This window comes from Burkholderia sp. Bp9143, assembly GCF_003853645.1.
Classification (GTDB): domain Bacteria; phylum Pseudomonadota; class Gammaproteobacteria; order Burkholderiales; family Burkholderiaceae; genus Burkholderia.
Genome location: NZ_QTPO01000007.1, coordinates 71937 through 85647 on the forward strand (window position 1 = coordinate 71937; position 13711 = coordinate 85647).

Annotated in this window: 14 protein-coding genes; 10 read left to right on the forward strand and 4 right to left on the reverse strand. The window is 67.4% G+C overall.

Features of this window, described 5'->3' with window-relative positions; translation table 11 throughout:
• Positions 1-31 precede the first annotated feature (31 nt).
• Complete coding sequence (gene fabV / locus DIE23_RS07010; protein ID WP_124611443.1) at positions 32-1234, reverse strand: enoyl-ACP reductase FabV; 1203 nt, start codon at positions 1232-1234, stop codon at positions 32-34.
• Positions 1235-1438: 204 nt separating this feature from the next.
• On the opposite strand from fabV, the gene DIE23_RS07015 reads away from it, so the two are divergent.
• The 4 genes from DIE23_RS07015 (at position 1439) to DIE23_RS07030 (ending at position 4605) form a co-directional block, all read left to right on the forward strand.
• Positions 1439-1972 (forward strand): GbsR/MarR family transcriptional regulator, encoded by a 534-nt coding sequence (locus DIE23_RS07015; protein ID WP_006760784.1) that lies wholly within the window; start codon positions 1439-1441, stop codon positions 1970-1972.
• 141 nt (positions 1973-2113) lie between these two features.
• Positions 2114-3373 carry an SDR family oxidoreductase gene (locus DIE23_RS07020; protein WP_124611444.1) on the forward strand — a complete coding sequence of 420 codons (1260 nt, stop codon included), beginning with the start codon at positions 2114-2116 and terminating at the stop codon, positions 3371-3373.
• Positions 3370-3840 (forward strand): DUF2269 domain-containing protein, encoded by a 471-nt coding sequence (locus DIE23_RS07025; protein WP_124611445.1) that lies wholly within the window; start codon positions 3370-3372, stop codon positions 3838-3840. The genes DIE23_RS07020 and DIE23_RS07025 overlap by 4 nt, the downstream gene beginning before the upstream one ends.
• Positions 3841-3981: 141 nt before the next feature.
• Entirely contained in the window at positions 3982-4605 is a 624-nt protein-coding gene (locus tag DIE23_RS07030; protein WP_124611446.1) for a glutathione S-transferase family protein, read from the forward strand.
• 63 nt (positions 4606-4668) lie between these two features.
• Here the strand turns inward: DIE23_RS07030 and DIE23_RS07035 are convergent, their stop codons facing one another.
• A complete protein-coding gene (locus tag DIE23_RS07035; protein WP_124611447.1) occupies positions 4669-6072 on the reverse strand; it encodes a serine hydrolase in 1404 nt (467 codons plus the stop codon).
• Positions 6073-6268: 196 nt separating this feature from the next.
• Positions 6269-7447 carry a hypothetical protein gene (locus DIE23_RS07040; RefSeq protein WP_185646398.1) on the reverse strand — a complete coding sequence of 393 codons (1179 nt, stop codon included), beginning with the start codon at positions 7445-7447 and terminating at the stop codon, positions 6269-6271.
• 288 nt (positions 7448-7735) lie between these two features.
• On the opposite strand from DIE23_RS07040, the gene DIE23_RS07045 reads away from it, so the two are divergent.
• The 5 genes from DIE23_RS07045 to DIE23_RS07065 all read left to right on the forward strand — a co-directional run bounded on the left by DIE23_RS07045 (position 7736) and on the right by DIE23_RS07065 (position 11782).
• The gene (locus tag DIE23_RS07045; RefSeq protein WP_124611448.1) at positions 7736-8155 is read left to right on the forward strand and encodes an HIT family protein; all 420 of its coding nucleotides are present in this window, start codon (positions 7736-7738) and stop codon (positions 8153-8155) included.
• Positions 8156-8410: 255 nt separating this feature from the next.
• The gene (locus tag DIE23_RS39430; RefSeq protein ID WP_014900893.1) at positions 8411-8575 is read left to right on the forward strand and encodes a hypothetical protein; all 165 of its coding nucleotides are present in this window, start codon (positions 8411-8413) and stop codon (positions 8573-8575) included.
• Positions 8576-8741: 166 nt separating this feature from the next.
• Complete coding sequence (locus DIE23_RS07050; RefSeq protein ID WP_124611449.1) at positions 8742-9401, forward strand: isoprenylcysteine carboxylmethyltransferase family protein; 660 nt, start codon at positions 8742-8744, stop codon at positions 9399-9401.
• A 374-nt stretch (positions 9402-9775) separates the two neighbouring features.
• Positions 9776-10216, forward strand: a complete 441-nt coding sequence (locus tag DIE23_RS07055; RefSeq protein ID WP_124497245.1) for a hypothetical protein — start codon at positions 9776-9778, stop codon at positions 10214-10216.
• A 729-nt stretch (positions 10217-10945) separates the two neighbouring features.
• Entirely contained in the window at positions 10946-11782 is an 837-nt protein-coding gene (locus DIE23_RS07065; RefSeq protein ID WP_059608096.1) for a bifunctional allantoicase/(S)-ureidoglycine aminohydrolase, read from the forward strand.
• Positions 11783-11898: 116 nt separating this feature from the next.
• On the opposite strand, the gene DIE23_RS07070 is transcribed toward DIE23_RS07065, so the two are convergent.
• On the reverse strand, positions 11899-12552 hold the full coding sequence (locus tag DIE23_RS07070; protein WP_260435985.1) for a metalloregulator ArsR/SmtB family transcription factor: 654 nt from the start codon (positions 12550-12552) through the stop codon (positions 11899-11901).
• A 102-nt stretch (positions 12553-12654) separates the two neighbouring features.
• Between DIE23_RS07070 and DIE23_RS07075 the strand changes: the two genes are divergently transcribed.
• Positions 12655-13659 (forward strand): catalase family peroxidase, encoded by a 1005-nt coding sequence (locus DIE23_RS07075; RefSeq protein WP_124611451.1) that lies wholly within the window; start codon positions 12655-12657, stop codon positions 13657-13659.
• Positions 13660-13711: the final 52 nt, after the last annotated feature.

Consider the following 13711-nt stretch of genomic DNA (forward strand, 5'->3'; position numbering starts at 1 on the left):
CCGCGCATGCGCGCGGCGGGCCCGGCCATCGTCAGACCGTGGTGTCGATGATGCCCGGGATCTTCACGTCCGGGTTCACGTCCGCGTCGTAGTCGACGCCGGCGATCTCGAAGCCGAACAGGCGCAGGAACTCGGTCTTGTAACCCGTGAAGTCGGTCATCTCGTACAGGTTCTCGTTCGTGACCTTGTCCCACATCGCGACGACCTTGTCCTGCACCTGCGGATCGAGTTCCTTGTAGTCCGCGCGCAGGCGGCCTTCTTCGTCGATATGCGGCGTCGCGCCGTACAGGCTGTCCTTCAGGAGCCCGTACACCTGCTCGATGCAGCCTTCGTGCGTGCCCTTTTCCTTCATCACCTTGAACAGCAGCGACAGGTAGAGCGGCATCATCGGGATCGCCGAGCTCGCCTGCGTGACGACGGCCTTCAGCACCGACACGCGGGCGTCGCCGCCGTGCGCGGCCAGCTTGTCGCGGATCGACAGCACCTTCTTGTCGAGATCCTTCTTCGCCTCGCCGATCGAGCCGTTCCAGTAGATGTCGTGCGTGATCTGCTCGCCGAGATACGTGAACGCGGTCGTCTTCGCGCCGTCGGCCAGCACGCCGGCTTCATCGAGCGCCTCGATCCACATCTGCCAGTCCTCGCCGCCCATCACGGCGACGGTGCCGTCGATCTCTTCCTGCGTCGCCGGCTCGAGCGAGACGTCGCGGATCACTTCCTTGTCGGTGTCAAGGCCGCGGAACGTAACCGACTTGCCGACCGGCTTCAGCGTCGAGCTGATCGTTTCGCCCGTCTTCGGGTGCGTGCGGCGCGGTGCCGCGAGGCTGTAGACGACCAGGTCGACCTTGCCGAGATCCTGCTTGATGGTGTCGATCGTGATCTGCTTGACCTTGTCGGAGAATGCGTCGCCGTTGATGCTGCGCGCATAGCGCCCCTTTTCCGCGGCGAACTTCTCGAACGCGGCGCTGTTGTACCAGCCGGCGGTGCCCGGCTTCGTTTCGCTGCCGGCGCGCTCGAAGAACACGCCCAGCGTGTCCGCGCCCGAGCCGAACGCGGCCGAGATCCGGGCGGCGAGGCCGTAGCCGGTCGACGCGCCGATCACGAGCACCTTCTTCGGGCCGTTGGCGATCGGGCCGTGCGAAGTCACGTAGTCGATCTGTTCCTTGACGTTGGCTTCGCAGCCGACCGGATGAGTCGTCACGCAGATGAAGCCACGCACGCGCGGTTTGATGATCATGGGAACCTCTAGTCAGAAAGGCGGGGACGGCCTGAAATCGGAAAAATCCCGCGCATTGTAATGGAAGCGGGCGGGCAGGGCGGGAAAGGCGGACGGTCGCGGCGGTCGCGGTCGCCCAGGGGCGGACCGTCAAGGCAGCGATTCGCGTCGCCGCCGGTTATTTCTCTATTGACAGAAATAACTGAAAAAACTAAATTTCCCGACATGGAACTCACACCGATTGCCGAACGATTCATTCTCCACTGGGGCGAAATGGGCTCGCGGTGGGGCGTCAACCGCACCGTCTCGCAGATTCACGCGCTGCTGTACCTGGCCGGGCGGCCGGTCGCGGCCGACGAGATCGCCGAGACGCTCAACGTCGCGCGCTCCAACGTCAGCACGAGCCTGAAGGAACTGCAGGCGTGGCGGCTCGCGAAGGTCGTGCACGTGCTGGGCGATCGCCGCGACCACTTCGAGACGTCGACCGACATCTGGGAACTGTTCAAGCTGATCGTCGAAGGGCGGCGGCAACGCGAGATCGAACCGACGCTCACGGTGCTGCGCGATTGCCTGACGAGCCCCGAGATCGCCGACGAGAGCCGCGAGACCGAACAGCGCATCCGCGACACGCTGCAGTTCGTCGAGACGCTCACGACCTGGTCGGACGAGATGCTGCGGCTCAAGCCCGACACGCTGATGAAGGCGCTCGGGATCGGCGCGAAGATCAGCCAGACGGTCAGGCGCAAGTCGTCGAAGTAAGCGGCACCGGACATGCGGGCACGCAGCCCGCTTTTTTTGAAATATAAATTTCTGTCTTTACAGAAATAACTGTAAATAGAGGATGGAAATGAACGAGGCCATGCTGTCGATCCACCGGCATGCCGCACCGCGGAGTGCGACATGAACATCCTCGTCTGCGGCGCGAACGGCTTCATCGGGCGGGCGCTGGGCGCACGGCTCGAAGCCGGCGGCCATCGCGTGCTGCGCGGTGTGCGGCATGCGGTCGGTCCGCACGACGTCGCGATCGATTTCGCGACGGATACCGATCCCGACGCGTGGCTTGCCAGGCTGGACGGCGTCGACGTGGTGATCAATGCGGTCGGGATCCTCGCCGACCGGCGTGATGCGACGTTCGACACCGTGCATCGCGCGGCGCCCTGCGCGCTCTTCACCGCGTGCTGCCGTGCCGGCGTGCGACGTGTGATCCAGATCTCGGCGTTGGGCGTCGAGCGTGGCGATACGCCATATTTCGCCAGCAAGTACGCAGCCGACACCTTCCTGCAGACGCTGCCGCTCGATTACCGGATCGTGCGTCCGGCGCTCGTCTACGGGACCTCCGGCACGTCCGCACGGTTCTTCCGGATGCTCGCGAGCCTGCCCGTGCACGCGTTGCCGGCGGGCGGCCATCAGCGGCTGCGCCCCGTGCACGTCGACGATCTCGCCGACCTCGTCGCGCGGCTCGTCGATGCGCCGGCGGCCGGCAACCCGGTCATCGACGCGGTTGGCGGCGACGAAGTCGAGTACCGCGAGATGCTGAGCGTCTATCGCGCCGCGCTGGGCTTCCCGCCGGCGGCGCGCATTGCGCTGCCGGGCCCGCTGGTCGGCGCGGCGGCCGCGCTGCTCGGCACGATGCCGGGCGCGATGCTGACCCGCGACACGTGGACGATGCTGCGCGGCGGCAACACCGGCGACCCCGCGGCGCTCGCGGCCGTGCTCGGCCGGCCGCCGCGCGGGCTGCGGCGTTTCATCGGCGCGGACACGGACGCGGTCGCGCTGCGCCGCGACGCGCTCGCGATGTGGCGGCGGCCGCTGCTGCTGGGCGCGCTCGCGATCGTCTGGATCTGGACGGCCATCGTGAGCGCGTTCATCCATCCGCGGCACGACAGCCTCGCGATGCTCGCCCGCGCGCACCTGACCGGGCTGCCCGCGCTGATCGCGCTCTACGCGGCCTGCGCGCTGGACTTCGCGTTCGGCGTGGCGACCGTCGCCGCGCCGTCCCGCCGGCTGTGGGTCGCGCAAGGCGTGCTGATCGTCGCGTATTCGGCCGTCATCGCGGTCACGATGCCCGGCCTGCTCGCCGAGCCGTTCGGACCCGTGCTCAAGAACGTGCCGATTCTCGCGATCCTGTTGATCCTGTTTTCAGAAGAAGAACGCGCATGAACACCTATCTCGTGATCAAGACGCTGCATATCCTGTCCTCGGTGCTGATGGTCGGCACCGGCTTCGGCACCGCGTTCTACCTGTACTTCGCGAACCGCACGCGCTCGGTGCCGGCGATCGCTGCCGTGTCGCGCCTCGTGGTGCGCGCGGACTGGTGGTTCACGACGCCGGCCGTGCTGTTCCAGCCCGCGTCGGGGCTGTGGCTCGCGCACACGGCCGGCTGGCCGTGGACGACGCCGTGGCTCGTCGCGTCGATCGTGCTGTATGCGGTTGCGGGCGCGTGCTGGCTGCCGGTCGTGTGGCTGCAGATCGAATTGGCCGCGATCGCGAAGCTCGCGCATGCGAACGGCGATGCCGCGCTGCCGACGCGCTACTGGTGCTATGCGAAGCGCTGGGAACTGCTCGGCTATCCGGCGTTCTTCGCGATGCTGAGCGTCTATTTCCTGATGGTGCTCAAGCCGATGTAAGCGAAGCAGCGGGGCCGGAAACGCCGGTTTCGCCTGAAGCCCTGTCGTTTCCCGCGGGCTCGTGTATAACTTCGACGGGAGCGCGTTCGGTTCGCTTCGAGCATCCCGAACGCTTCGCATTCGACTTCACAAGGAGCCTGCATGCTGCACATCCTCGGCAAGATCCCGTCCATCAATGTCCGCAAGGTGCTGTGGCTGTGCACCGAACTCAACCTGCCGTTCGAACAGGAAGACTGGGGCGCGGGCTTTCGCACGACCAACGACCCGACCTATCTCGCGCTGAATCCGAACGGCCTCGTGCCGGTCATCAAGGACGACGACTTCGTGCTGTGGGAGTCGAACACGATCATCCGCTATCTCGCGAACCGCTATGGCGGCGACGCGCTCTATCCGGCCGAGCCGCAGGCGCGCGCACGGGTCGATCAGTGGATCGACTGGCAGGGCACGGACCTGAACCGTTCGTGGGTCGGCGCGTTCCTCGGCCTCGTGCGCAAGTCGCCCGATCACCAGGACCCGGAGGCGATCGCACAGTCGATCGCGGGCTGGACGAAGCACATGCAGGTGCTGAACGCGCAACTCGAGGCGACCGGCGCGTTCGTGGCCGGCGACCACTTCACGCTCGCCGACATTCCGATCGGCCTGTCGGTGAACCGCTGGTTCGGCACGCCGTTCGACCATCCGGATTTCCCGGCGGTGAAGCGCTACATCGAGCGTCTGGCGACGCGCGAAGGCTTCAAGCAGTACGCGGGCAGCGCGAACCCGTAACGCATCGCATGTCGCGCGGTGCGGCGGCGTGGCGGCCTGATTGCCGCCGCCGCGCCGCTGCCGTCACGAGCCGGATGCCGGTACGGCCTCGAGCACTCGCGCGAGAAACGCCTCGTGATTCCACGCGGATTCCGGCCGCGACAGCCCGAGCCGCACGACCACCAGCTCGCGGCTCGGCACCACGCTCACGAACTGGCCTTCATGGCCGACCGCATGAAACGCGTCGGCGGGCAGCGGGCTCGCGTGTGCATCGCGATCGTTGAACGGCTCCGGCACCTTCACCCACAGATGCGCACCGAATTCCTCGTGCGTCGACAGCGGCGTCGCGCGCGTCAGGTAGCGCACCCAGCCTTCCGGCAGCAGCCGCTGCCCGTCCCATACCCCGTCCTGCCGCAGAAACTCCCCGAAGCGCGCCCAGTCGCGCGCGCTTGCATACATGAACGACGCGCTGCCGAGCGTGCCGGCCGCATCGGGCTCGAACACCGCGCTGCGCATCCCGAGCGGCGCGAACAGCGCACGGCGCGGAAACGCGAGGTAGTCGCCCTCGGTGCCGCCCATCGCTTCGCGCATCACGCGCGCGACGATCGCGCTCGTGCCGCTCGAGTAGTACCACTGCGTGCCGGGCTGCGCGGCCAGCGGCTTGGCCGACGCGAAGCGCGCGGTGTCGGGTTGCGTGAACAGCATCACGGCGACGTCGGACAGCGGGTCGTCGTAGTCCTCGTTGAATTGCAGGCCGCTCGTCATCCGCAGCAGTTCGTCGAGCGTGATCGCCGCGCGCGGATCGCCGCTGTCGCGCCATTCGGGCAGCAGCGCCGACGTTTCCGGCGACAGCTTGTGCTGCGCGACGAGCATGCCGGCCAGCGCGGCCGTCACCGTCTTCGTCATCGACCAGCCGGGCAGCGGCGTGTCGGCCGTGAAGTCGGGCGCATAACGTTCGGCGATCACCTGGCCGCGCCACATCACGACGACCGCACGGGTGCGCCGCGGCCGCGCCGGATCGGGTTCGTCGAATGCGCGGTCGAGCGCGGTCCGCAGCTTGCGTGCGTCGATGCCGGCGGGCGGTGCGGCCGGGGCCGCTGCTTGCGCGGGAGGCGGATCGGGCACGGGCGGCAGCGCGGCCGGCAGCACGCCGCGCGACGGCCCGAGCGCGAGTGTGCAGCCGAGCCCGGGCCGGAAGTCCGCCTCGCGTTGCGCGAAACCGGCGAAGGTCGCGACGGCGCGATGATGCTCGGGATCGATCGACGGGCGCACCAGTTTCAGCAGCGGATGCACACCGGCCATGATGTCGACGTCGATGACCGACGCGGCCGGACGGCCCGACACGAACACGCCGGAACACAGCGCCTTCGCGGCATAGCCCGTCGCGATCGGAGCGAGCCGCGACAGCATGTAGCCGGTGTAGCCGAGCGCGGCGACGAGCGCGACGGCGGCACCGCGCAGGATCAGCGATTTGAAGGGGATCGTCATGCGCGAGCGTCCTCGGTGGCGTGCCGGCCGGCAACGATCCGGCAGTGTCGCAGGTTCGGGCGAGCGGTGGCAATCGCGGGGGGGCGGGTGACGCCGGGCGGCGTCGATCAGGCGGCATGGTGCCCGGCGTATGCGAAGCGCATGTGTCGATCGCGCAGGTTCGAACGGGCCGCATGCGGCCCGTTCGCGTGGTGCGTCATTGTGCGTTGTTGTTGTCCGAACGCAGTGTCCAGACCGTTGCGGTATTCGTGTTGTCGTCGACGGCCGCGAATTCCAGCTGGCCCTTGCTGCCGTGCCCGAACGCGATCCCGAATGCCGCGCCCGGCACGGTATCGACCTGCATCTGCGCGACGAAGCGCCCGTCCACCGTGAATTCGACGATCTCGCTCGGTTGCAGCGGGTCGGGGTTGACCGCGTCGCCGTTCGCGGTCACGAGATGGCCGTTCGGCGCGAGCGCCAGGGCGAGCGGGCCGTGCAGGTGCGCCGCATCGAAGTAGATCATCCGTCCGACGCCGCCGTTGCGATTCGTCGTCGCGGCGTTCTGGATCGCGAACACCGCGTTGTCGCCGGTGGAGGCGACGTACAGGACGTCGACTTTCGGGTCGTACGCGAGACCGGTCGGGCCGACGACGAGCGCGTTGGGATCGGTCCGGTTCACGTAGCCCGACGCGATGATCCGCGAGCTCGGCAGCATCGTGACGCCGTCGTTGCCGATCGTCAGTTCGATCCGTGCGACCGTCCCGTTCAGCACGTTGGACACGAACGCGGTCACGTGCGGGCCGTGATCGATCACGGTCATGTCCCACGGCCCGTCGAGCAGCGTGGCGCTGACCAGTTGCGTGACGAGATTGCCTTGCGGACCGATGACGAGCAGCGAGCCCGGGGGGACCACGGTCTTGCCGTCCGGCGCGGGGACGTTGCCGACCAGCACGAAGCCGCTTCGCAGCACCGTAAGCGCGGTCGTCAGGCCGAGATTGCTGCCCTGGAAGAACGTCGCCGGCGTTTTGCCGGGCGTCAGCTTCACGATCGTCGTGCCGGTGCCTTGCGTGTTCGATGCCGAGTTGAAGTTGGACACGACGACGTCGCCCGATTTCAGCGTGCTCCAGTTCGGCACGCCGCGCGGCACGAACGCGATGCCGTACGGATTGACGTCGCCGTTGGCCGGCACGGTCGACGCGGTGACCGACGAGACGATCGGCAGGATGATGTCGCTGCCGCCGGCCCACGCGAAAGCCGACGACAATGCGACCACCCCGGCGCCGCAGGCCGCGCGGCATAGCGTGCGCGCCAACGTGCGACGGGCGTGGGCAAGGAGCGGCGGGTGAATGGCAAGGACGGGCGGGGCAGGTGAACGACAGGAAGGGAGAGGGTCCATGGCATGACTCCGGTTGATGATCGCAATCAGTCATCCCGGCTGCCGGCCTGCGCAGCCGACGGGTGTCCGGCGCGGGTTCGCGATCGTGCCGCGCGAATCCACACTCGGAATAAACGGATGGCGACGGCCGGATATTCCTTTCGTCGACGGACATCGCATGCGAGCCGGCGTGCATTGTTCACTTCAATCGCGACACGTCCTGACAAGTTGAAATCCGGCCCGCCGTCGGCCCATAATCGTCCGGCATCGTTCCCAGTCAAACCGCAACCGGAAAAATCGGAAAACGCCATGTCCTACGACAACAACAACCCGTTCGCCCGGATCCTGCGCGGCGAACTGCCGTGCGTGAAGGTCGCCGAAGACGACGCGACCCTCGCGATCATGGATCTCATGCCGCAAGCCGACGGTCACGTGCTCGTGATCACGAAGGAGCCGGCCGCGCAGATCTTCGAGCTGTCCGGCGACGCAGCCGCGGCCGGCATCCGCATGACGCAGCGCGTCGCGGCGGCCGTGCGCGACGCGCTCGGGCCGGACGGCGTGTTCATCGGCCAGTTCAACGGCGCGGCGGCGGGCCAGACGGTCCCGCACGTGCATTTCCACGTGATCCCGCGCTGGGAGGGCGTCGAGCTGCGGATGCACGCGCGCGACATCGCCGATTCGGCGACGCTCGAGTCGGTTGCGCAACGCATCCGCGCACGTTTCGTGTAACGCGCGCACGGCGCGTGGTTCGGGCGGCGCCAGCGGGCACGGGCCGCGACGCCGCTCGCATCTGTTTCAGCGGTCACACCACGTAACACGTGTAACTGCTCGCGAAACTCGTCCCGGCGGCCCCGGCGCTAGACTCCGCGCATTGCTTCATCGAGCGACAGGAAGGGCGGATCGCCCCTTCGTGCCGGCCGCCGCAGCTTGCGGCGGCGCGGCGTTCGCAAGGTGTCGTGCGTCCTCTTCGCCGGGAATCGAGCCATGTACAAAGTTCTCATCACGTTCGCGCTGATCGCCGGCCTGTCCGGCTGCTACGTCGCGCCGCCTTACGGCTACGCGCCCGCACCGGCCTACTACGGCTATGCGCCCGCGTATTACGCACCGCCCGTCAGTGTCGGGATCGGCGGCAACTTCCGCATCCGCTGACCGGGCGGCGGGCGCGGGCTTGCCCCGCACGTCGATCGACCACGTCGTTCGACGCGCCGCCGCCGTTTCTCGCAGGGACGACTCGCGCGCCGCATGACGGCGCGCGTGCGCATTGCTCGCCCGGCTTCCTATACTTCACAGGAAAGCCCACTCCGGCGAGGCAGCCATGGCCGTGACGCGCAAGGTCGCAATCGTTACGAGCGTCTCCACGCTCGTCTATCTCGGACTCGCCGTGCTCGGCATCGGCGGGTTCGCCGCCTTCTTCTCGCATCCGCAACTGACCGCCATTGCCGTAGCGACGCTCGCGCTGGCTGCCGTGGCGTTGTTCACCGAAGGCAACTTGAGCGCCGGCGAGCGCGAGAACCGCGACAACCGCTGGGTGCTCGCGGCCTTCGCGGCCAGCGGGTTCCTGCTCGCCTATCTGCCCGCGCTGACCGACCGGCTCGACGTGTGGACCTTCGGCGGCGGCGCGGTGCGCTGGATCGGCGTCGTGCTGTATATCGCGGGGGGCGTGCTGCGGATCTGGCCCGTGTTCGTGCTCGGCAAGCGCTTCAGCGGGCTCGTCGCGATCCAGCCGGGCCATACGCTGGTGACGGACGGCATCTATCGCAGGATCCGCAACCCGAGCTATCTCGGCCTGCTCGTCAACGCGATCGGCTGGGCGTTCGCGTTCCGCTCGGGCGTCGGGCTGCTGCTCGTCGCACTGACGATGATTCCGCTCGTCGCGCGCATCCGCTCCGAGGAAGCGCTGCTGCGCGCGCAGTTCGGCGCCGAATATGACGCGTACTGCGCGCATACCTGGCGGCTCGTTCCGGGTGTGTATTGACCCTCGTTTCCGTTCGGACGGGCGGGCCGGTCCGCGCTCCCGCGACGCGAGCCGATGTGTTGCCACCTGTGTCCGAACCCGCGACGCCGACCCTTCCCGCGCCGCCATCCCGACCGGCCGACTCTCGTCGGAGCCTTTGCCGGCGGGCGTTGCCGGGCGATTCGGCAAGCCTTTCCGAGTCCTCTTTCGGTAAACAACTTGTTACCAGAATGTCGACGGCAAGGGGGCGCGACCGGTGCTATTCTTCGCCGCAAGCTCATTGAAATGAATTGGTCCGGGATTCGGCGCAATGCCGGTATCGACGTCGATCGGTTCAGATCGTCGTATCGAGCGGACCTTCAATAACCAGATTGCGAACAAGGAAGAATACGGGAATGTGGAAGAAAATTGCCCCCACTCTCGTCGTCGCCGTGCTGACCGGCGCGACCGCACTGCCGGCGATGGCCGGTGACATGAACAACGCGCTTGGCGGCGCGCTCGGCGGGGTTGCCGGCGCGGCGGTCGGCGGCGCGGTCGGCGGCAGCACCGGCTCCGTGATCGGCGGCGCGATCGGTGGCGGCGCGGGTGGCGCGGTGACGGCGAACCGTCACGAGCGCACCGGCGCGATCATCGGCGGCGCACTCGGCGGCGGCGCGGGTACCGCGGCCGGCAACGCGATGGGCGGCCGCACGGGCGGCCTGCTGGGCGCGGCAGTCGGCGGTGGCGCCGGCGCGGCGCTCGGCGGCAACCTGTCGCGCAACTCGTACGACGGCGGCTATCGTGGCGATCGCGGCTATCGTCACCGCAAGCATCGCCATCACCGCGACTGGGACTGATCGCCGCGGGCGCGGCACGGTGCGCGGCATGCGCACCGGCGCGCCCGACGCGTCGGCACCCGATCCGACAGCCGGCCCGGCGGCCTCAGCCGGGCCGACATCACCGGCAAGGCCGGCAGCTTTCATCCCCTTCGGCAGTTCATGCCCAGCCCCGCTCGACGGGTTGGCACGCTCCCTCCCGCTTTACCTTTCCCGCTTGTAGACCGCATCGCCAGTTGCACGGAAGACATGCAACCGGGCAGGTTTGGCCGACGCCATTCGATATCGGCGATCGACGCGCGCGCGACCGTTCCCGCGCGACCCTGAATGCCCTCCGGCCATCAGGATTTCCCTGATGCGCCGACCGTCCGCGACGCACGCTCACCGGCCCTCGCGGGCGGCGGTGGGTAGTGGGAAATCGAATGGATGTCATCGCAACATTTAATTGGTCGATCGGGAGCGACTTCGCTATCGTCAGCGCTGCCCGCGTACGGAATCGAACCGTGCCGTCCCCCGTGCCCCGCCGCATGACCCCGAGTGTCCGCGGCCCGGCCGCCGGACCCGCAAGCATGGGTCGCCCCGCCCGCTGAACCGGGCGGACCCGTCGCGAAGCCTGGCCGACCGAACGAAGGCGCCCGCGCTTTCAAGCCACCCCGGCAACGATGTCCCGTCGCCGCATGCGTGCCCCACGCGCCTGCCGCGCCTGCCGTTGCGACCCGGGGCCGGACCAACCCATTGCCTGGATGTTTTATGTCTAAGACAACGTATTACGCGCCGCATGGCGGCCACCCGCCGCAGACCGATCTGCTGACCGATCGCGCGATGTTCACCGAGGCGTACGCGGTCATTCCGAAGGGAGTGATGCGCGACATCGTCACGAGCTGGCTGCCGTTCTGGACCAACACGCGCCTGTGGGTGATCGCGCGTCCGCTGTCGGGTTTCGCCGAAACCTTCTCGCAGTACATCGTCGAAGTGAACCCGGGCGGGGGCAGCGACAAGCCCGAGCAGGACAAGAACGCCGAAGCCGTGCTGTTCGTCGTCGAGGGCGAGGCCGAGCTGACGCTGCAGGGCAAGCAGCACACGCTGAAGCCGGGCGGCTATGCATTCATTCCGCCGGGCGCCGACTGGACGCTGCACAACGTCAGCGATGCCGCCGTGCGTTTCCACTGGATCCGCAAGCACTACCAGGTCGTCGACGGCATTGCACTGCCGGAAGCATTCGTGACCAACGAGCAGGACGTCGAGCCGATCCCGATGCCGGGCACCAACGGCGCATGGGTGACGACGCGCTTCGTCGACATGAGCGACATGCGTCACGACATGCACGTGAACATCGTCACGTTCGAGCCGGGCGGCGTGATTCCGTTCGCCGAGACGCACGTGATGGAGCACGGCCTGTACGTGCTCGAAGGCAAGGCCGTCTATCGCCTGAACCAGGACTGGGTCGAGGTGGAAGCGGGCGACTTCATGTGGCTGCGCGCGTTCTGCCCGCAGGCATGCTATTCGGGTGGCCCTGGCCGCTTCCGCTACCTGCTGTACAAGGATGTGAACCGTCATATGAACCTGACGCTGAACCCCGCGCGCTGAGCGTCGCGCGCGTCGGATCAAAAAGCCCGCCGGTGCAAGCCGGCGGGCTTTTTTTGTGCTTCGCGGAACGCCGGACACCGAGCCCGGCGCGACGCTGTGCTACCCGCACCGTACCGCTATTTCTTCGCGATGCGATATTGGCAGATCAATCGACCTTCGCGCAGGCAGTGCTCGGTGACCGGCCGGCCCGTCGCTTCGGAAAAATACGCGGCGACCGCCCGGCATACGCACGGAGTTTCGCGGACCGCGCTGGCGACCGGGCAACTGTAATTGCGCACCATGATCGCGTCCCCGTCGGGGACGGCTTCCGTATGTGCGCCGAGTGCGTCGACGATCGCCATCGCGTCGGCCAGATTGGCCTTGAAGTCACGTGACGCGGGCAGGCCGTTCTCGCGCGCAAGACGGCGACCCGTTTCGGTGAGGATTTCATCGAGCTGGCGGTCGTCGAATCGATCGCGAAGCGTGGCGAGCAGGCCAAGCAGGAACGCGGGATACGCACTCGACGAGACGTCTTCACTGCCCGGTGCGGCCTCATACAGTACGGCCGGCTTGCCCGGGGTCCCGGTTTGCACGGGCCTGCGCCGCCGAACGAGCCCCTCCGCTTCCAGCTGTTTCAACTGCATGTTGATCGCGGTGCGCGTCACCGCGAGGTGCTCGCAGAGCTGGACGACAGTCAACGGTTCGCGTTGCAGTGCGCGCAAGACTTCGTTCTTCGTAGTCACGATGAAGGGGTGGGCCAGGTAGCGGCCGATTATAGCGTCGCCCGGCACGGGGACGTATTAACCATAATGACATATATAATTGTCATTATTGTCGGAAAGCGCTAGACTTGTGCCGCGCCTCCCCCCAAACGCAACCCGAAGAGCCCCGTCATGAACCAGCCACTGCCTCATCTTTCGTTAGCGGTCCTGCTTGCCCTGTCGACCGGACAAGCCGCCATGGCCCAGACACCGCAATCGCTGCCCGCCCAAACATCGACTCCTGTCCAACTCGTCGACGCACTGAACGGTGTATTCGGCAAGCACCCCGGCGCACGCGCCGTACACGCCAAGGGCATCGTGCTCGAGGGCAGCTTTGTGCCTGGTGCCGCCGCGCGAACCATCAGCAAGGCGCCGCATTTTCAGACTGCGGTTCCCGTCGTGGTGCGGTTCTCCGACTTCGCGGGCATCCCGGATATCGCCGACAACCATCCGCTCGCGTCGCCGCGCGGCATGGCCATCAAGTTCAAGCTGCCGGACGGCAGCGACACCGATATCGTCGCGCACTCGTTCAACGGATTCCCGTCGCCGACCGCGGGCGACTTTCGCGATCTGTTGATTGCGCTCGGAACGAGCGGCCCGAATACGCCTGCACCGACGCCGCTGGACACCTATCTCGGGAGCCATCCGGTGGCGAAGGCGTTTCTCACGGCACCGAAGCCCATGCCGGCGAGCTATGCATCGTTGCCGTACTTCGGCGTCAACACCTTCCGGTTCATCGATGCCAGGGGCACCGTGACGTACGGGCGCTACCAGATGCTGCCGGTCGGCGGCGAGCACTATCTGACGGACGCCGCCGCGGCCGGGACGGCGCACGACTACCTCCAGTCGGAGATCAGCGAGCGTGTATCCCGTGCGCCCGTCCGCTTCCGTCTGGTGCTCCAGATCGCCGAGCCCGGGGACAAGCTCGACGATCCGTCGGTGGCGTGGTCGAACACCCATCGAACCGTGGAGCTCGGCGTGATCACCGTCACGAAGGTGTCGGCCGACAGCGCGGCGGCGGAGCGCCGACTGCTGTTCCTGCCGAACGCATTGCCGCCGGGCATCGAAGTGGAGGACCCGATGATCAATGCGCGTTCGACTGCCTATCCCGTGTCGTTTTCCCGGCGTCAGCAATAAGCGTGACCGCCAAGGCGGCCTGACGATCTCGACGCGCTGCGTTCTCGCCGCG

Coding starts and splice junctions, on each gene's coding strand:
- DIE23_RS07035 (WP_124611447.1), bottom strand. CDS start 6,072: ATGACGATCCCCTTCAAATCGCTGATCCTGCGCGGTGCCGCCGTCGCG.
- DIE23_RS07065 (WP_059608096.1), top strand. CDS start 10,946: ATGTCTAAGACAACGTATTACGCGCCGCATGGCGGCCACCCGCCGCAG.
- fabV (WP_124611443.1), bottom strand. CDS start 1,234: ATGATCATCAAACCGCGCGTGCGTGGCTTCATCTGCGTGACGACTCAT.
- DIE23_RS07030 (WP_124611446.1), top strand. CDS start 3,982: ATGCTGCACATCCTCGGCAAGATCCCGTCCATCAATGTCCGCAAGGTG.
- DIE23_RS07075 (WP_124611451.1), top strand. CDS start 12,655: ATGAACCAGCCACTGCCTCATCTTTCGTTAGCGGTCCTGCTTGCCCTG.
- DIE23_RS39430 (WP_014900893.1), top strand. CDS start 8,411: ATGTACAAAGTTCTCATCACGTTCGCGCTGATCGCCGGCCTGTCCGGC.
- DIE23_RS07025 (WP_124611445.1), top strand. CDS start 3,370: ATGAACACCTATCTCGTGATCAAGACGCTGCATATCCTGTCCTCGGTG.
- DIE23_RS07040 (WP_185646398.1), bottom strand. CDS start 7,447: ATGGACCCTCTCCCTTCCTGTCGTTCACCTGCCCCGCCCGTCCTTGCC.
- DIE23_RS07050 (WP_124611449.1), top strand. CDS start 8,742: ATGGCCGTGACGCGCAAGGTCGCAATCGTTACGAGCGTCTCCACGCTC.
- DIE23_RS07015 (WP_006760784.1), top strand. CDS start 1,439: ATGGAACTCACACCGATTGCCGAACGATTCATTCTCCACTGGGGCGAA.
- DIE23_RS07055 (WP_124497245.1), top strand. CDS start 9,776: ATGTGGAAGAAAATTGCCCCCACTCTCGTCGTCGCCGTGCTGACCGGC.
- DIE23_RS07045 (WP_124611448.1), top strand. CDS start 7,736: ATGTCCTACGACAACAACAACCCGTTCGCCCGGATCCTGCGCGGCGAA.
- DIE23_RS07020 (WP_124611444.1), top strand. CDS start 2,114: ATGAACATCCTCGTCTGCGGCGCGAACGGCTTCATCGGGCGGGCGCTG.